Here is an 18,372-nt window from a genome sequence, read left to right as displayed (position 1 = left end):
CACATCACTGGCTGAACGGCTCCGGATCGGGAAACCCGCATTCCGACGCCCCGTCGCTGCACGCCGCAAACTTGTACCGGCCGGAACTGTAACAGGCCTGCGCCAATTGCACGCTCTTCGACGGGCTCAAGGCCGCCTCGCTGCCGCAGGCCCAGGTGCCGTCACGATTTTGCGCGCAGCCTTTGACATAGGCTGGCTGCTGGCAGGTATTCGTCGCGGTAACCGTCAGGGAATTGCGCGAGTCGCAATGCTGACCAAAGGCCGTATCGAGGGACACGCATCTGCCCAGATCCTCCGCTCCCGCACCATTGGATGCGAGGGTCAGACAGGACATGACGAATGCGACCTTCCAGGCCAATGGTGCCTCCTACCAGTTTTCCGTGCCGCGAACCGCGCCGCAAATGAACGGGCGTTCACGTCGGGACAACGCACGAGGGGCAAAAAAGGGGCCGTAAAAACTACAATAATTTTCGTGAAAAATTCTTTGAAATTATGAAACTTTCAACGTCAGAAGATTTGACAGCCGCGACTCACCTCGGGCCGCCGGGCGCCCGTGGCAACCGCCACCCGAACCGCACGCTGGCCACCCGCAGCACAAAGGCCAGCAGGATCGCTCCGCTCGCCGCATAGGTGCCCGGCAATCCCGCCCGCAGGCCCAGCCCGTAGGTCAGCGCCCCGGCCAAGGCCGCCAGGGCATAGACCTCCTCGTGCAGGACGCGCGGCACCTCTGCCGCCATCACGTCGCGCACCACGCCGCCGCCCACGGCGCTGATCATGCCCAGCAGCACCGCGCCCGGCAGTTCCAGCCCGAAGACCAGCGCCTTCTGGCAGCCCGCCACCGCGAACACCCCAAGGCCGACCGCATCCAGCAGCATGACCGGCCGGTTCAGCCGGTCGATCAGCGAAAAGAAGAAGAACCCGCACAGCCCCGCCGCACAGGTCACTGCCAGCGGCACCAGGTTCTGCAACACGGCGGGCGGCGTGTCGCCCAACAGGATGTCCCGGATCGTGCCGCCCACCACGCCCGTGGCCGTGGCCAGCACCATGATGCCGAACAGGTCCAGCTGACGGCGGATCGCCACCATTGCGCCGCTCAACCCGAAGACGAAGGTGCCCAGCAGATCGAGCACCGCAAAGATCGTGACGGCCGTCATCGGTTCCTCCTCTTGGTCGGCCCGGCATATCACATCCCGCACGCCACACGGCAATCGCAAAGAAAAGGGCCGCCGAACCCATGTCCGGCGGCCCAATCTTCCTGTCGTTCCGAAGGACGATGGATCAGTAGCGGTAATGCTCCGGCTTGAACGGACCTTCCGGCGACACACCGATATAATCGGCCTGTTCCTTCGCCAGCTTGGACAGTTTCACGCCGATCCGCTCCAGGTGCAGGCTGGCGACTTTCTCGTCCAGGTGCTTGGGCAGGATGTAGACCTCGTTCTTGTACTCGTCGCCCTTGGTCCACAGCTCGATCTGGGCCAGGACCTGGTTGGTGAAGGACGCGGACATCACGAAGGACGGGTGGCCGGTGGCGTTGCCGAGGTTCAGCAGACGGCCTTCGGACAGCAGGATGATGCGATTGCCGTTCGGCATCTCGATCATGTCCACCTGTTCCTTGATGTTGGTCCACTTGTGGTTCTTCAGCGCGGCGACCTGGATTTCATTGTCGAAGTGGCCGATGTTGCCGACGATCGCCATGTCCTTCATAGCGCGCATATGCTCGATCCGGATGACGTCCTTGTTGCCGGTGGTGGTGACAAAGATATCGGCGGTGTCGATCACGTCTTCCAGCGTCGTGACCTGGAACCCGTCCATGGCGGCCTGCAGGGCGCAGATCGGGTCGATCTCGGTCACGATCACACGGGCACCGGCCCCTTTCAGCGACGCGGCCGAACCTTTACCCACATCGCCATAACCGCAGACCACGGCGACCTTGCCGGCCATCATGGTGTCGGTGGCGCGGCGGATACCGTCGACCAGCGATTCCTTGCAGCCATACTTGTTGTCGAATTTCGACTTGGTGACGCTGTCGTTCACGTTGATCGCCGGGAAAGGCAGCTGACCGGCACGGACCAGCTGGTACAGGCGGTTCACGCCGGTGGTGGTTTCCTCGGACACGCCCTTGATCTGGTCGCGCACCTTGGTGAACCAGCCCGGGGATTCCTTCATCCTCTTGGCGATCTGCTTCTTGATCACCTCTTCCTCTTCCGAGGAGGGAACCGGGATCACGTCTTCGCCGGCTTCGGCGCGGGCCCCCAGCAGGACGTACAGCGTCGCATCGCCGCCATCGTCCAGGATCATGTTCGGGCCGTCCTCGAACATGAAGGACTTGTCCAGGTAATCCCAATGTTCCTCAAGGGTCTGGCCCTTGATCGCGAAGACCGGAATGCCCGCTTCGGCGATTGCCGCGGCAGCGTGGTCCTGGGTCGAGAAGATGTTGCAAGAAGCCCAGCGCACATCGGCGCCCAGCGCAGCCAGCGTTTCGATCAGCACGGCGGTCTGGATCGTCATGTGCAGCGACCCGACGATGCGCGCGCCCTTCAGCGGTTTGCTATCGCCATACTCCTCCCGCAGGGACATGAGCCCCGGCATTTCCGTTTCCGCAATATCGAGTTCCTTGCGGCCGAACGCGGCGAGGGAGATATCTTTGACGACGTAGTCCTGGGTCATAAAACGATCCTTTTTGTGACGCACGGGCTTTGGGTTACCAGCCGCCCCGACAGACAGCAAGCTCACAGCCCTTATACGCCTCTATCCTGTCCAGGTTGCACTTTCACAAAGACCGGATGGGAAATTTTTGTGCGCTCGGGCCTGCGAAAGCCACAGCTGTGCAAGATGCCCGGCGAATGCGATGCTTGTCCCCAGCGCTGGGACCCGGTGACTGGCCCGTCGGTTCAACGTGCATCGCAGCCCGGTTCGGGCGCCGCGAAAACCGCCATCAGGCGCCCAACTCCCGGTGACAGCGCCAGCAAAGCCCGGTATCCAACCCACGAAAAAGACGGAGCAACTCATGGCCAAACAGGCACGCGCGTGGCAACGCATGCTGTCGGGGCGCAGGCTCGACCTGCTGGACCCGACCCCGGTGGATATCGAGATCGAGGATATCGCCCATGGCCTGGCCTTCGTGGCCCGGTGGAACGGTCAGACCTATGGCGATTACGCCTATTCCGTCGCGGAACATTCCCTGCTGGTCGAGGCGCTGTTTCACCGCATCACCCCCGATGCGACCCCGGCGGACCGCCTGACGGCGCTTCTACATGACGCACCCGAATACGTGATCGGCGACATGATTTCCCCGGTGAAGGCCGCCGTCGGGCCGGGTTACGGCGCACTGGACGACCGTCTGACCGCCGCGATACATATCCGTTTCGGCCTGCCCGCCGTCACGGCACCGCAGCTCAAGCGCAGGATCAAGAAGGCCGACAAGATCTCTGCCTGGATGGAGGCGACCCAGATCGCCGGGTTCTCCATCGGCGAGGCGGACAAGTTCTTCGGCCGCCCGGACCGGGAGGTGATCGAGGGACTCAGGATCGACCTGCGCCCGCCGGTCGAGGTCCGTAACGACTTTACTAACCGTCATGCCGAATTGCTGGAGCTGATGTCATGATCCATGTTCGCCGCGCCGGGTCGATGGATTGCCGCGCCATGTCCGACCTGTTGAACGAAGTGATCGCCATCGGCGGCACCACCGCCATGACCAATCCGACCGACGCCGCCATGTTGCGGGCCAAGATGGGCGATGGGCCCCTTTCGCTCTGGCATGTGGCCGAAGATGACGAGGGCACGTTGATGGGGTTCCAATGGGTCGAACCGCATCCCGATCACGAAGACCCGGTCGGACAGATCGCGACCTTTGCCCGGGTCGGACAGACGGGTCTGGGGATCGGGTCAAAGCTTTTCGCCGCGACCAGGGATGCCGCGCAGGCTGCCGGTTACATCTGGATCAATGCGGAAATCCGCGCCGACAATGCCAGTGGTCTGACCTATTACCAGAGCCGCGGGTTCGAGGATTACGGACGCATCCGGGATTGTCGCCTGGGCAACGGCACGACGGTCGACAAGATCCTCAAGCGTTACGACCTGTAACCGCCGGTCCGCGGCACCGCGTTTCGCACCGACGCAATACCGACCGGATACCGACGCAATACCGACGTGCCGTTCGGTGGGTTAACGGGGGCTGCGTTTTGCCAGGATCCGCTGAAGCGTCCGGCGGTGCATGTTCAGCCGACGCGCGGTTTCAGACACGTTCCGATCGCACAATTCATAGACCCGCTGGATATGTTCCCAGCGCACGCGATCCGCGCTCATCGGGTTCTCGGGCGGCGGCGGAAGTTCATCCCCCCGAGCCAGCAAAGCATTCGTGATATCAGTGGCATCCGCGGGTTTGGCGAGGTAATCCGTGGCCCCGATCTTGACCGCCGCAACCGCCGTGGCAATCGCACCATAACCGGTCAGAACGACGATCCGGCTGTCGGGGCGTTTCTCGCGCAGCACTTCGACAACGTCCAGCCCGTTGCCATCCTCAAGCCGCAGATCGCAGACCGCATAGGCCGGGGGACGCGCTGTCGCGATGGCCTTGCCCGCCGCGACCGATCCCGCCATCTCCACCTGAAAACCGCGCTTTTCCATGGCCTTAGCCAGTCGCTTCAGGAAGGCTTCGTCGTCATCGACCAACAACAGCGACTTGTCTTCGCCAAGATCAAGCTCTTCCGCCATCCGATCGACCTCCAGAATTTCCTTGCGCAGTCAGCAGTTTGTATCCCGCCGCATGCGTAGCGTCAAACATTCAGGGTTCGTTATCTGGCGTCCAGGAAACAGGCGACCTTCTCGGCCATCGCCTCGGGTGTTTCATCACGCCGGAAATACTCCACGAACCCTTCTTCAGGTAGTGTCAGATAGGTAAAGGTCGAATGGTCCACGAGGTAATAATCCTCGTCGCCATCCTCGGGCTCCTGCTTCTTGTAGTAGGTCCGATAGGCCTGGCTTGCCGCCTTGATCTGCTCGGCCGACCCGGTCAGGCCCACCAGGCGCGGGTGAAGATAATCCGTGAAATCAGCCAGTTGCTCGGGCGTGTCGCGCTCCGGATCGATCGAGATGAAGACGGGCTTCACCGAATATCCCTGTTCTTCCAGCATCGTCACGGCCTCTGCGTTGCGGGCCATGTCGTAAGGGCAGACGTCAGGGCAGTAGGTGTAGCCGAAATAGATCAGCGACGGCTCGTCGATCACGTCCTTGTCAGTGACCGTCGCCCCGGTTTCGTCCACAAGGGTGAAGGGCCCGCCGATCTGACCTGTCCCGCCGGCCACCGCCGATGACCGGCACTGGGCAAAGACATCGTCGTTGCGCCCCATGGCGGTGAAGACCCAAACCCCTGCGGTCAAAAGGATAATCGCAACAGCGGCGACGATGGCATAGATGCGGGTCATGGGAATCCTCTGGGCGATTGCGTGTACTTGCCGGCAGACCTAACAATTATTCCCAGGGTTTCAATCAGGACAAGTGAGCGCAGAGCGACCATGGCCGAACCGAATTTCGACGTCCTCAAGGGCCAGGAGCGCGGCAACTGGATCCGTCTTCGCACGATCATCCTGCTTCGCTGGGGCGCCATCAGCGGTCAGCTAGCGGCGCTTCTGGTCGCGCGAGAGGTCTATGGCCTCTCCCTGGAATACGGCATGTGCTTCCTGGTGGTCGGGACCTCTGTCATCGGCAACCTGATCGCCAGCGTCGTCTTCCCCGAAAGCAAGCGCCTGTCCGAAGCCGAGAACCTGCTGATGGTTCTCTTTGACCTCCTGCAACTGGCGCTGTTGCTCTACCTGACCGGCGGTCTGCATAATCCGTTCTCGATCCTCGTGGTGGGGCCCGTGACCGTGTCCGCCATGGCGCTGACAGGGCGTTCGACGCTCTTTATGGGGTCGGTGGCGATCTTTCTGGTCACGCTGCTGACCGAATTTCATCTGCCCCTGCGCACGTCCGAGGGGTTCATCCTTCAGATCGCGGATGTTTTCCTGTTCGGCCAGTGGCTTGCCATCGTGATCGCCATCATCTTTCTCGGGATCTATTCCCGCTGGATCGCGAACGAGTTGCACTCCATGTCGGACGCGTTGCAAGCCACGCAATTGGCGCTCGCGCGCGAGCAGAAGCTGACCGATCTGGGGGGTGTCGTCGCCGCCGCCGCGCATGAGCTTGGCACGCCTCTCGCGACGATCAAGCTGACATCCTCGGAGCTGGCGGAGGAGTTGGACGACCGGCCCGACCTGGCCGAGGATGCCCGGCTGATCCGGGAACAGGCCGACCGGTGCCGCGACATCCTGCGCTCCATGGGACGGGCGGGGAAGGATGACCTCCACCTGCGCCAGGCCCCCCTGACAACGGTCGTCGAAGAAGCAGCAGAGCCGCATGTGAACCGTGGCAAGCAAATCCATTTCGAATTCGCCGGAGAGGAGGAGGACGCTCCGCCCCCCAGCATCCTGCGCCGGCCCGAACTGATCCATGGTCTGCGCAACCTGATCCAGAACGCCGTCGATTTCTCGACCGCGCATGTCTGGGTCGAGGCGCAATGGTCCGACGATCAGATCGCCATTCGCATCATGGATGACGGGCGCGGCTATGCCCCGCAGGTGATCGGGCGGATCGGGGACCCATTCATGCGGCGCAGGCGATACAGTGACGATGGCTCGCAGCGGCCAGGATATGAAGGCATGGGCCTTGGCCTGTTCATCGCGAAGACATTGCTGGAGCGGACCGGCGCAGAGCTTAGCTTTGCCAATGGACCGGATCATCACGGACGGTTCGGGAAGAACTCCGAACGGACCGGCGCCGTGGTCGAGGTCGTCTGGCCCCGCCGCACGATCGACGCCCGCGATGGTGACACTCCGGTGAGATATGGTGAGAACCAGCCGATCCAATCCTGACTCGACTTGGCGTCAAAAAATCCAATTCTTAATGATTTATTTACTAAATCGGTTAATCTCTGGACGTGTAACGTAATGGGTATATTTCGTGACGCTTGGGGTCTTCGATATCAGTCTGATTGTGGTGGTGAGTATCGCTACAGCTACGGCTGCAATGTTCATCCTTTTCCTGGCAGTGAGCGTTCGACATAAGCAACGCGATCTGACCCGTTCGAAAAAGACCGCGCTTCTCCGGGTATCGCGTGGCCGCATTTCAGAAGCCGACCCCGCTTTGCGAAATCTTCTTGATAGCCAGGACTGGGATGGCACGCCAACTGGCCTGCGCCCTTTCCTTGCCTTTCGGTTTTCCAAGCTGCCCCAGAACCTTACCGCCCTTGATGCAGGGCGTACGCATAGTTTCGTTGCGCAGGACGCCACCGACGTGGCCACGCTGGATGTCATCCGGCAGGGCGCGGTTTTGACTGTCAGGATCAACGATCGTCGGTCGGAAAATGCCGGAGAAGCGCATGCCGCTCTCTATCGCAAGGATCAGACGAAGACGCTGGCAAGGGCGGTCGACAGCGCGCCTTACCCCGTTTGGATGACCGATGCGGACGGGCGCGTTGCCTGGTCGAACCGCGCTTATCAGCAGCTGGAATCGGCGGTCGGCGGGGCCCGCGCGGATGGCCGGCCCATTCTCGACCTGAATGACAGATCGCAGAACCTGGCGGATCGCGAACAGCATCGGTGTCGATTAAAACGCCCCGACCAGGACCAGGATCAATGGTTCGACGTTTCAGAAGATCAAAACGGCGGGCATTGCATATTCCATGCCACGGATGTCACTGCCGTCGTTCAGGCCGAAGCGGCCCAGCGGACTTTCGTGCAAACTTTAACCAAAACCTTCGCACAATTGTCGATCGGGCTGGCCATATTCGACCGGAACCGGCAGCTGGCATTGTTCAACCCTGCCCTGATCGATTTGACGGAGCTGAGCGCGGAATTCCTGTCCGGGCGGCCAAGCTTTCTGTCCTTCTTCGACAAGCTGCGGGACGAAAAGATCCTACCGGAGCCGCGCAATTACACCTCCTGGCGGGATCAGATCCTCGATCTGATCGCCAAGGCCGAGGATGGCCGGTATCAGGAGACCTGGACGCTGACATCGGGCAACACCTACCGCGTCACCGGTCGGCCGCATCCAAACGGTGCCGTTGCCTTCCTCTTTGAAGACATCAGCGCCGAGGTCACGCTGACCCGACGGTTCCGCGAACAGCTGGACCTGTCGCAGGCTGTGATGGAAACCCTGGATGATGCGATCGCGGTTTTCTCGCCCCAGGGAATGCTCAGCTATACCAACCCGGCCTACCGCAAATTGTGGAAGGTCAACGAAGAGGCCAGCGCGCTGGACATGAGTGTCAGCGACGTGTCGCGCCACTGGCAGGATCTGTCAGAGCCGAACCCGATCTGGGGCGACTTCCGCGACTTCGTCGTCGGCTTCGAGGAACGCACGGATTGGAACGCGACGATCCTCATGCGGGACGGAAGGCCCGTGGATTGCCAGTTCAAACCGCTTCAGGGCGGCGCGACGCTGGCGCATTTTCGGGTGATGACGCAGACGCACCTGATGTCGTTCCAATCCGCCAACTGACAGCTTCCGCTTGCGAGCGGATTCGAGACGGGTAATGTCGGCCCATGACCGACACGCGCCGCCTTTACGTGACCCGTTCGCCCGAAGAAACCGGTGAGCTTGCACAGGCTTTCGGCGCAATCCTGCAACCCGGGGACCAGATCCTGCTGGAAGGTCCGGTGGGCGCCGGCAAGACCCATTTCGCCCGTTGCCTGATCCAGTCGATGCTTGGCTGGGCAGAGGATGTGCCCTCGCCCACCTTCACCTTGGTGCAGACCTATGACACCGAAAAAGCCGAGATTTGGCATGCCGACCTCTACCGTCTGACATCTCCGGACGAGGTGATCGAATTGGGGCTGGACGAGACCTTTGAAACGGCGATCTGCCTGATCGAATGGCCCGACCGGCTTGGGTCGCTCGTGCCCGCAGACGCGCTGCGCCTGCAATTCGTGACGGTCGATGACGAAACACGAGAGATCACCGCGACCGGGCCGGACACTGCCTGGCGCGATCGCCTGCCGGAGACGCAGAATGCCTGACATGCGGGACCAACAGATCGACGCTTTCCTGGCGGGCACCGACTGGGCGATGGCCCGGCGGGCGAAACTGGCCGGCGATGCCTCCAACCGGCGGTATGACCGGCTGACCCTTGGCCGCGACAGCGCCGTGTTGATGGACGCACCGCCGGAAAAGGGCGAGGACGTCCGGCCCTTTGTCGCAGTGGCGGAATACCTGACCGGGATCGGGTTATCGGCCCCGCGGATCATAGCCGCGGATACCGAGGCGGGGTTCCTCCTGATTGAGGATCTGGGCGACGACCTGTTCGCCCGCGTACTGGAGCGGGACGAGACGCTTGAACAACCGCTTTATGCCGCGGCGACCGACGCGCTGATCCAGCTGCACCGCGCCGCGCCGATGGCCGGGCTGGAGGCCTATGATCCCTCCCGCATGACCGAACTCAGCACGCTGGCCTATGATTGGTACCTTGCCGAAAGCCTTGGTCCAGACCCCGAGGCAAAAGCCGCCTTTGGTGCCAAATTCGAGCCTGTTCTGGCTGAAAACGCCGAATGCTCGGTCACGATCCTGCGCGATTACCACGCCGAAAACCTGCTCTGGCTGCCCGACCGGGACGGGGCCGCACGGGTCGGACAACTGGATTTTCAGGATGCGATGCTGGGGGATCGGTCCTATGACCTCGTCTCTCTCCTCATGGATGCGCGGCGCGATGTGTCCGCCGATACGCGCGATGCGATGATCCGCTATTATGCGGCGGAGACGGGACAGGAGGCCGCAGCTTTCGAACGCAGTTTTCACGTCCTCGGTGCGCAGCGGAACCTGAGGATCCTTGGTGTTTTCGCGCGCCTGTCGCGGCGTGACCGCAAAGCCCATTACGTCGACCTGATCCCGCGCGTCTGGGATCATCTGATGCGCAACCTCGATCATCCAGCGCTGGCCGGGATTGCGGCCCGGATCAAAGGTGACCTGCCCGCACCGACCCCGGAAATCCTGGAAAGGCTGCGGCGATGACGCCCGAGGCGCTGATGCTGTTTGCCGCGGGCTTTGGCACGCGGATGGGCGCGCTTACCGCGGATCGGCCCAAGCCGTTGGTCGAGGTCGCGGGCAAACCGCTTATCGATCACGCCCTGGCACTGGCGGATCCGGTTGTACCGGGCCCCATCGTGGCCAACCTGCATTACCGCCCCGAACAGCTGGAACAGCACTTGGCGGCAACACGTGTTCAGACCCTGCGGGAAGAGCCTGACATTCTGGATACCGGGGGCGGCTTACGGAATGCGCTGCCGCTGCTGGGCGACGGGCCGGTCTGGACCATGAACAGCGATGCGGTCTGGGCGGGCCCGAATCCGTTGGCAATGCTGAAAGACGCGTGGCGCGACGGGATGGAGGCTTTGCTGCTGTGTATCCCCCCCGCGCAGGCGATCGGTCACAAGGGACAGGGGGATTTCGTGTCTGACGGCAGTAAGGTGTCGCGCGGGCCGGGCCTTATTTTTTCAGGTGCCCAGATCCTCAGGACCGACGGCTTGCGCGATATTCCCGGGGACAGTTTCTCGCTCAACCTGCTGTGGAACGACATGCTTAAGCGCGGCACGCTGCATATCCTGACCTATCCCGGTCAATGGTGCGATGTCGGCCATCCCGAGGGCATCACCCTCGCCGAAGAGATGCTGGCCCGGCATGTTTGAGCCGAGCGACAAGCCCCGCGTCTTTGGCGTGCCTCCCGGGGCGGATTTTCCGTCGACACTGGTGAACGGGCTGTTGCATCGCACCAAGGACCTGCCGCCCGAGGCGCTTGGCCGGGCGGTCCTGATCGTGAACACCCGGCGGATGGCGCGCCGGATCCGGGCGCTGTTTGATGCCGGGCCGCCCCGGTTGCTGCCCCGTATTCAGCTGGTGACGGATTTCGGGGAAACCGTTGCGCTTGGGAATATCCCGGCACCGACCTCTCCGCTCAGGCGGCGGTTGGGGCTGGTGCAACTGGTGCGCGCGCTGATCGACAAGGAACCGGACCTCGCCCCTCGTGCCGCGCTGTATGATCTGGCCGACAGTCTCGCCACGCTTTTTGACGAGATGCAGGGCGAAGGGGTGACCTTTGATGCGCTCGCCAATCTCGATGTCAGTGCCCATTCCGACCACTGGGCGCGGGCGTTGAAATTCCTGACGATCGTGCAGCAGGTCGAGGACCAGTCGACCCACCCGGATCCGTCCGCCAGGTTGCGAATGGTGTCCGAATACCTGGCGCAGCTGTGGCAGGAGGTTCCGCCGCAGCATCCGATCATCCTGGCCGGGTCGACCGGGTCGCGCGGGGCGACGAACCTGCTGATGCAGGCGGTCGCAAAGCTGCCCAACGGAGCGCTGGTTCTGCCGGGCTTCGATTTCGATCTGCCCGATCATGTCTGGGAAACCCAGCTGGATGACATGCTGACAGGCGAGGATCACCCGCAATTCCGGTTCCGCAAGCTGACAACCGCGCTGGATCTGCGAAAACGCGATGTCGGTGAGTGGCATGGGTCGGACCATAACAGCGCGCGGAACCGGTTGGTGTCGCTTGCGCTGCGGCCCGCGCCGGTGACGGATCAATGGCTGTCCGAAGGGCCCAAGATCACCGATCTGGACGACGCAATGGCCAATGTCACCCTGGTCGAGGCGCCCTCGCAACGGGAAGAGGCGCTGAGCATCGCGATGCGTCTGCGCAAGGCGGCGGAAGACGGGCAGAAGGCCGCGCTGATCACCCCCGACCGGTTGCTGAGCCGCCAGGTCACGGCCGCGCTGGACCGTTGGGGCATCCTGCCTGACGATTCCGCAGGCGAACCCTTGCACCTGTCCGCGCCCGGGCGGTTCCTGCGGCAGATTGCGGCTCTGTTTCACCAGAAAATGGGGGCAGAGGCGCTTCTGGCCCTGCTGAAACACCCGATCTGTCATTCCGGCGAATTGCGGAACTATCACCTTCTGCTCTCCCGCGCGCTGGAACAGCGGGTCCGTCGCAAGGGGCCGCCCTTTCCGGATGCGGAAACGATCCTGTCCTTCGCTGAAAAGCAGACCCATGACATCGCCCCGGCCTGGGCCAATTGGGTGAATTCGACCCTGATCGGGCTGGATTCGGGTCAGGAACGACCCCTGACCGAACATGTGGATCTTCTGATCGAGCTCGCCGAACGGCTGGCCGCAGGGAGCCAGACCGACGGATCCGGCCGGCTTTGGGAAAGCGAAGCGGGGCAGAAGGCGCGCTCTGTCATGGACAAGCTGCGCGATGCGGCGGAGGTCGCGGGCACGATGGGACCGGAGGATTTCGCCAACCTTCTAACCGCGATCCTGCAGGGCGAAGAGGTACGGTCCAGCGCCACGCCGCATCCGCAAATCCTGATCTGGGGCACGTTGGAGGCGCGGGTTCAGGGGGCCGACGTGGTGATCCTTGGCGGGCTGATCGAAGGCAGCTGGCCAGAAGCGCCAACCCCCGATCCCTGGCTGAATCGCGCGATGCGGGCCGAGGTCGGGTTGCTGTTGCCGGAACGGCGCATCGGCCTGTCTGCCCACGACTTCCAACAGGCAATCGGCGCGCCGGAGGTCTGGCTGACCCGCGCGCTGAGAGGGTCGGAGGCGGAAACCGTCGCCTCCCGCTGGCTGAGTCGTCTGACCAACCTGCTCGACGGGCTAGGGCCCAAGGGCAAGACCGCGTTGAGCGATGCGCGCAAACGCGGGCAGCATTGGCTGGGGCTCGTGCGCAGCCTGGAAGCGGTGCAACAAGTCGCCCCTGCCCCCCGCCCTGCCCCCTGCCCGCCGGTCATCGCCCGACCGCGCCAATTGTCCGTCACCCAGATCAAGCGGCTGATCCGTGACCCCTACGCCATCTACGCCCGGGAAGTGTTGCGGCTGCGTCCCCTCGATCCGCTAATGAAGGCGCCCGATGCGCTGATGCGCGGCATCGTGATCCACGAGGTGATGGAAACCTTCATCAAGACCGCCCTCGATGCGCCCGAGCGACTGACGACGGAGGAATTGATCGACCTGACCCGCACCACGCTGGACCAACACGTGCCCTGGGCAGAGGCCCGGCTGATGTGGCTGGCGCGCATGGCCCGCGCGGCCGAAGGCGTCGTGCAGGGTGAACTTCGGCGACGCGAACAGGGGCGGCCCGCCGGGTTCGAGATCCCCGGCCAGGCACGTATCAACGAGGTCGATTTCACCCTGACCGCCAAGGCCGACCGGATCGACCTGGATGCCAACGGGAACGCGCTGATCTACGATTACAAGACCGGCGCGATGTCGACGCCGAACCAGCAGAAAAGCTTTGACCTGCAATTGCTGCTTGAGGCCGCGATGGCCGAACAGGCGGGGTTCAAGGACCTTGATCCCCGGCACGTGGTGCGGGCCGCGTTCATCGGGCTTGGCGCCAATACGAAAGAGGTCGACGCCCCGCTGGAGGACCTGTCGGCCGATGAGGTCTGGGCCCGATTTTCGACCCTGATCCAGCAGTATTTTGATGCTGATCAGCCCTACACGTCCCGCAGGGCGATGTTCAAAGCGGACATGGAGGGGGATTACGATCACCTCGCCCGCTTTGGCGAATGGGATGTCACGGCCCTGGCCGAGCGGAGCATTCTGACATGATCCGCGACGACGCCACGCAGCGGCAGGTCGATGCCGCCCGCCCCGACAAATCAACCTGGCTGGCCGCGAATGCCGGATCGGGCAAGACCCGCGTGTTGACGGACCGCGTGGCGCGGTTGCTGCTGGACGGCGTGTCGCCCCAGCACATCCTGTGCCTGACCTATACCAAGGCCGCCGCGACCGAGATGCAGAACCGCCTGTTCAAACGGTTGGGCGAATGGGCGATGCTGCCGGATGCGGACCTTCGAAAGGCCTTGTCGGACCTTGGGATCGAGGGCGCAGTGGGGTCCGAACGGCTGCGCCATGCCCGCACGTTGTTTGCCCGGGCCATCGAAACGCCGGGTGGTCTGAAGATCCAGACGATCCACTCTTTCTGTGCGGCGCTGCTGCGGCGGTTCCCGCTGGAAGCCGGTGTGAGCCCGCAATTCACCGAGATGGAGGATCGTGACGCCGCGCTTCTGCGCGCGCAGGTGATCGAAACGCTGGCCGAAGGACCGGGGCGGGACGTTCTGGCGCGGATGGCATTGCAATATTCCGGCCAGACGATGGAGGGGCTGACCGCCTCTGTCGTCGGGCACGCGGATCAATTCGCGCAGCCGCAAAGCCGCGAAGACCTGGCGGGACAGTTGGGGCTACCCGCAGGGTACACCGCCGATCAATTGCTGAGAGAGGTCTTCCTTGGCAGCGAGATGGAGATACTGGACCGCCTGCGCGCCGCGGCGGCTGGCGGAAGCACAACCGATCAGAAACTGGCGGCCAAGCTGTCGGCGATTACCGGTCCGGACATGGCCAGCCTTGCTATCCTCGAAGACGTGTTCCTGACTGGTGCCAGCGCGAAAGAGCCGTTTTCGGCCAAGATAGGCAAGGTTCCGACGAAAGGTACGCAGGCGACGCTTGGCGATCTCATGCCAGAGGTCGATGCGCTGATGGGTCGGGTGGAAACCGCGCGGGACAGGCGGTTGGCATTGGATGCGCTGGACCGGACGATGGTGCTTTACGACTTCGCGGCGCTGTTCCTTCCGGCATATGCGCGCGCCAAGACGCTGCGCGGCGCGATGGATTTCGACGACCTGATCCTGCGGACGCGCAACTTGCTGACGGATCGCTCCGTCTCGGCCTGGGTGCTTTACCGGCTGGATGGCGGGATCGACCATATCCTCGTGGACGAGGCGCAGGATACGTCCCCCGTACAATGGCAGGTGATCCAGGCGCTGGCGCGGGAATTCACCAGCGGGGAAGGCGCGCAGGACGGCAAGCTGCGCACGATCTTTGTCGTCGGGGACAAGAAGCAGTCGATCTATTCGTTTCAGGGTGCCGATCCCAGCGGGTTCGACCGGATGCGCGACGAATTCGACGACCGCCTCACCGCGCTTGGCACACCGCTGCAAAGGATGGCGCTGGCGCATTCCTTCCGGTCCTCGCCCGCGATCCTGACGCTGGTCGACAAGGTGTTCGAAGGGCGTGACGCGTCAGGTTTTTCGCCGGAAGAGAGACACATCGCCTTTCAGGACGCCCTGCCCGGCCGTGTCGATCTCTGGCCGCATATCGAGAAGACGGACAATGCCGACGATGGCGACTGGGACGATCCGGTCGATCTGCCGGGCGAACAGGACCACGATGTGGTTCTGGCCGAACGCATTGCCGGGGCCATCGCGGACATGGTTGCGAAAGAGATGCCCCTGCCCCTCGGTCCGGGACGCGCGCGGCCCGTTCAGCCCGGTGACGTGCTGATCCTGGTGCGCCGCCGACGCCGCCTGTTTCACGAGATCATCCGGGCCTGCAAGGCACGTGACCTGCCGATTGCGGGCGCGGACCGGCTCCGCATTGGCGGGGAACTGGCGGTCAAGGATCTGACGGCGCTGATGTCCTTCCTCGCGACGCCCGAGGATGACCTGAGCCTTGCCGCCGTTCTGAAATCGCCGCTCTTCGGCTGGTCCGAACAGGAGCTGTTCGCCCTGGCGCATCGCCGGACCTCCACCAACCTGTGGCCGGCCTTGCAGGGGCGAAGCGATCACGAAGGGACCCGCGCGATCCTGCACGACCTGCGCGACCATGCCGAATTCCTCAGGCCATACGAATTGCTGGAACGGACGCTTACCCGGCATGGCGGGCGCAAGCGTCTTATGGCGCGTCTCGGGACAGAGGCGCAGGACGGGATCGACGCGCTGCTGGACCAGGCGCTGAGCTATGAGCAATCGCAGGTGCCCAGCCTCACCGGGTTCCTGGTCTGGCTGCAAGGTGACGATCCGGAGCTGAAACGCCAGATGGAAAGCGCCGGATCGCGGATCCGGGTGATGACCGTGCATGGGTCAAAGGGGTTGGAGGCGCCGATTGTCTTCCTGCCAGAAACCCAGAACCGGAAGGAGGAATTGCGCGGCGATATCCTGTCCGACCAGAGCCGCGCCTGGTGGAACGTGAGCAAGACCAGCGCACCGCGTTACCTGACGCAGCTGCGAGAGGCCGCGCTGGAAAAGCAACGCGAGGAATCTGACCGGCTGTTATATGTCGCGATGACGCGGGCCGAGAAATGGCTGATCGTTGCCGCCGCCGGTGATCTGGGGAGCAACGGCGATACCTGGTACGATCGGACGCGCGACGCGATGGCCAGCCTGGGCGCGCGGGACCAGGATTTCACCGGTGGGCCGGGATTGCGGCTGGAAACCGGCGACTGGAGTGATCTCGCGATGGAACTCGCGCCGGATACCACCACCCACGACCCGGAATTGCCGGAATGGGCCAGCCTTTCCGCCCCGCGCCCCGATCCAGACGCCGAAACCCGCAGCCCATCCGACCTGGGCGGGGCCAAGGCGTTGCCCGGTGAGGCCGGACTGGACGAGGAGGCCGCCAAGCGGCGCGGGCGGCAGGTCCACCTGTTGCTGGAGCATCTGCCCTCGATCCACCCGGATGGCTGGGCCGATCACGCAGCGGAACTCCTTGAGGACGGTCCCGATGGCGCGTTCGGAGAAGAGCTCGCCCTGTTAACAGCCGAGGCGCACAAGGTACTGACCGCCCCGCATCTCTCCGACCTTTTTGGCGCGGAAGCCCTGGAAGAGGTGTCGCTGACCGCGACCCTGGACGATCTGGACGGCGACCGGATCCACGGTACGATTGACCGGCTGATCGTGACCCCGGATCGCGTGCTGGCCGTTGATTTCAAGACCAACGCGATTGTCCCCGAAAGTGTCTTGCAGGTGCCGGACGGGTTGCTGCGTCAGATGGGTGCCTATGCGGCGGCGCTGGCGCAAATCTACCCGGATCGGCGCGTGGAAACGGCGCTTTTATGGACACGGACGGCGACACTCATGATGTTGCCGCACGATGTTGTGACTGCGGCTTTGCGGGACACTACAACTTCTTGACCCTCTGCCGAGGCAACCTTACGTTCAGGGCCAACGCGCTAGCAGCCAGGAGAGCTCTCGATGACCACCGTTGCCGTGACCGACGATACCTTTGATTCCGAAGTGAAAAATTCCGATGTCCCCGTCGTGGTGGACTTCTGGGCCGAATGGTGCGGCCCCTGTAAACAGATTGGCCCGGCCCTCGAGGAACTGGCCGAAGAGTTTGGCGGCAAAGTGAAAATTGCCAAAGTCGACGTCGATTCGAACCCGAATTCGCCGATGCAGCTGGGCGTGCGTGGCATCCCCGCGCTGTTCATCTTCAAGGATGGCGAAGTGGTGTCGAACCGCGCCGGTGCCGCGCCGAAAGCGTCGCTGAAGTCCTGGATCGAAGAATCCATCTGATCCGGATCGGAAAAGTTTCGAAAAGGGGCGTCCCATCGGGGCGCCCTTTTTCATTCCAGCGGCCAGCCACCCCGGATCAGGGCGTCGCGGATCTGGTCCTCTGCCTCGGGCCGGCCGGCATTGATGGACATGTGCTGCCAGAACCACCAGACGTACCGCGCATAGTCGGGCGCATGGCTTTCGATCTTGTCGAAAGCGGACAGGTCGCCGGGTGTTGCGCCTAGCGCGATGTGGTGAAAATCGATGTCTCCGAACAGAATGCAGGGCTTTTCGAAGAAGTAGCCGAAGAAACCAGCGGCTGAGTTCATCGTGACCACGTAATCGCAGTCGGGCAGCAGGTGTTCCATGCCGCCGGTGGTGAGGGTCAACAGGGGATAGCGGGCCTCGAGCTTTTCGAGCGCCTCCAGGTCGGCCTTGGAATAATCCTCTTTCGGATGCAGCGCGGCGACGATGCGTTTGCCCGGTGCGCGGTCTAAGACATGTTCGATCATCTCGATCGGAGAGCAGGACTGGAAAGATCGCCGCTTGGTCAGTTTTCCCTGCAACGGGATGTAGACAAAGCCGTTCTGGGTCTGTGTCGCCGCCTCGGGAAACATCCGTTTGCGCCAGAAGATGAAGAACCGGTTTGCCTCGGGTTCAGGCACTGTTTCAGGCGAAAACACGGATTTGGCGGTGTGCCAATGCCACCGCTCTGCCGTCGTTTCGATCTGCCAGAACGGATATTGATAGACCCGGCGAAAGGTCAGACCGCCCGGTGGAGGCGGAGCCATATGAACCAGGGCGCGTGCGTCGCGATCCGTCCCGAGCGCGTCTTCGGCTTCGGGATGAAAATCCACCGACCATCCCGCCTGGTCCAGCACACCCACAACACGCGCGATGAAGTTGTGTTCGCCCGCGCGGGCGCTCTTCAGCAGGGACGGTTCAAGGTAGAAGGCTGCGCGGTTCGACATGGCGCGACGCTAGCCCCGGGTCTGGGCGGCGGCAAGCCACTGGG

Annotated in this window: 16 protein-coding genes; 10 read left to right on the top strand and 6 right to left on the bottom strand. The window is 63.1% G+C overall.

The features are described from left to right. Positions 1–4: 4 nt before the first annotated feature. From ATO9_RS19675 to ahcY, 3 genes are all read right to left on the bottom strand, one after another. Positions 5–358 (bottom strand): hypothetical protein, encoded by a 354-nt coding sequence (locus ATO9_RS19675; RefSeq protein WP_043753438.1) that lies wholly within the window; start codon positions 356–358, stop codon positions 5–7. A gap of 172 nt (positions 359–530) precedes the next feature. Then, positions 531–1,154, bottom strand: a complete 624-nt coding sequence (locus tag ATO9_RS19670; protein ID WP_043753436.1) for a trimeric intracellular cation channel family protein — start codon at positions 1,152–1,154, stop codon at positions 531–533. Positions 1,155–1,278: 124 nt separating this feature from the next. Next, on the bottom strand, positions 1,279–2,667 hold the full coding sequence (gene ahcY / locus ATO9_RS19665; RefSeq protein ID WP_043753434.1) for an adenosylhomocysteinase: 1,389 nt from the start codon (positions 2,665–2,667) through the stop codon (positions 1,279–1,281). 340 nt (positions 2,668–3,007) lie between these two features. On the opposite strand from ahcY, the gene ATO9_RS19660 reads away from it, so the two are divergent. Both ATO9_RS19660 and ATO9_RS19655 read left to right on the top strand, forming a co-directional pair. Continuing rightward, positions 3,008–3,604 (top strand): HD domain-containing protein, encoded by a 597-nt coding sequence (locus ATO9_RS19660; RefSeq protein ID WP_043753431.1) that lies wholly within the window; start codon positions 3,008–3,010, stop codon positions 3,602–3,604. After that, positions 3,601–4,083: a GNAT family N-acetyltransferase gene (locus ATO9_RS19655; RefSeq protein WP_043753429.1), complete on the top strand. Its 483-nt coding sequence runs from the start codon at positions 3,601–3,603 to the stop codon at positions 4,081–4,083. The genes ATO9_RS19660 and ATO9_RS19655 overlap by 4 nt, the downstream gene beginning before the upstream one ends. A gap of 81 nt (positions 4,084–4,164) precedes the next feature. On the opposite strand, the gene ATO9_RS19650 is transcribed toward ATO9_RS19655, so the two are convergent. Both ATO9_RS19650 and ATO9_RS19645 read right to left on the bottom strand, forming a co-directional pair. Continuing rightward, complete coding sequence (locus tag ATO9_RS19650; protein WP_043753427.1) at positions 4,165–4,713, bottom strand: ActR/PrrA/RegA family redox response regulator transcription factor; 549 nt, start codon at positions 4,711–4,713, stop codon at positions 4,165–4,167. An 80-nt stretch (positions 4,714–4,793) separates the two neighbouring features. Next, on the bottom strand, positions 4,794–5,423 hold the full coding sequence (locus ATO9_RS19645) for an SCO family protein (protein WP_043753424.1): 630 nt from the start codon (positions 5,421–5,423) through the stop codon (positions 4,794–4,796). Positions 5,424–5,513: 90 nt separating this feature from the next. On the opposite strand from ATO9_RS19645, the gene regB reads away from it, so the two are divergent. The 8 genes from regB to trxA all read left to right on the top strand — a co-directional run bounded on the left by regB (position 5,514) and on the right by trxA (position 17,378). Further along, positions 5,514–6,908 (top strand): sensor histidine kinase RegB, encoded by a 1,395-nt coding sequence (gene regB / locus ATO9_RS19640; RefSeq protein WP_043753421.1) that lies wholly within the window; start codon positions 5,514–5,516, stop codon positions 6,906–6,908. A 421-nt stretch (positions 6,909–7,329) separates the two neighbouring features. Further along, the gene (locus ATO9_RS19635; RefSeq protein ID WP_052418481.1) at positions 7,330–8,535 is read left to right on the top strand and encodes a PAS-domain containing protein; all 1,206 of its coding nucleotides are present in this window, start codon (positions 7,330–7,332) and stop codon (positions 8,533–8,535) included. 44 nt (positions 8,536–8,579) lie between these two features. Next, positions 8,580–9,053 carry a tRNA (adenosine(37)-N6)-threonylcarbamoyltransferase complex ATPase subunit type 1 TsaE gene (tsaE, locus tag ATO9_RS19630; protein WP_043753419.1) on the top strand — a complete coding sequence of 158 codons (474 nt, stop codon included), beginning with the start codon at positions 8,580–8,582 and terminating at the stop codon, positions 9,051–9,053. Further along, entirely contained in the window at positions 9,046–10,041 is a 996-nt protein-coding gene (locus ATO9_RS19625; protein ID WP_043753417.1) for an aminoglycoside phosphotransferase family protein, read from the top strand. The genes tsaE and ATO9_RS19625 overlap by 8 nt, the downstream gene beginning before the upstream one ends. Then, on the top strand, positions 10,038–10,715 hold the full coding sequence (locus tag ATO9_RS19620) for a nucleotidyltransferase family protein (RefSeq protein ID WP_043753415.1): 678 nt from the start codon (positions 10,038–10,040) through the stop codon (positions 10,713–10,715). The genes ATO9_RS19625 and ATO9_RS19620 overlap by 4 nt, the downstream gene beginning before the upstream one ends. Further along, on the top strand, positions 10,708–13,638 hold the full coding sequence (addB, locus tag ATO9_RS19615) for a double-strand break repair protein AddB (RefSeq protein ID WP_043753413.1): 2,931 nt from the start codon (positions 10,708–10,710) through the stop codon (positions 13,636–13,638). The genes ATO9_RS19620 and addB overlap by 8 nt, the downstream gene beginning before the upstream one ends. Beyond that, a complete protein-coding gene (addA, locus tag ATO9_RS19610) occupies positions 13,635–16,997 on the top strand; it encodes a double-strand break repair helicase AddA (protein WP_043753411.1) in 3,363 nt (1,120 codons plus the stop codon). Before addB ends, addA begins: the two co-directional genes overlap by 4 nt. 60 nt (positions 16,998–17,057) lie before the next feature. Continuing rightward, positions 17,058–17,378 carry a thioredoxin gene (trxA, locus tag ATO9_RS19605; RefSeq protein ID WP_043753409.1) on the top strand — a complete coding sequence of 107 codons (321 nt, stop codon included), beginning with the start codon at positions 17,058–17,060 and terminating at the stop codon, positions 17,376–17,378. A 50-nt stretch (positions 17,379–17,428) separates the two neighbouring features. Here trxA and ATO9_RS19600 read toward each other — a convergent pair whose 3' ends face one another. Continuing rightward, positions 17,429–18,328, bottom strand: a complete 900-nt coding sequence (locus ATO9_RS19600; protein WP_043753407.1) for a hypothetical protein — start codon at positions 18,326–18,328, stop codon at positions 17,429–17,431. Positions 18,329–18,372: the final 44 nt, after the last annotated feature.

Source organism: Pseudooceanicola atlanticus, from assembly GCF_000768315.1.
Classification (GTDB): Bacteria; Pseudomonadota; Alphaproteobacteria; order Rhodobacterales; family Rhodobacteraceae; genus Pseudooceanicola; species Pseudooceanicola atlanticus.
Note: the sequence above shows the minus strand (reverse complement) of the source record. Positions and strands in the feature narration are given on the sequence as shown.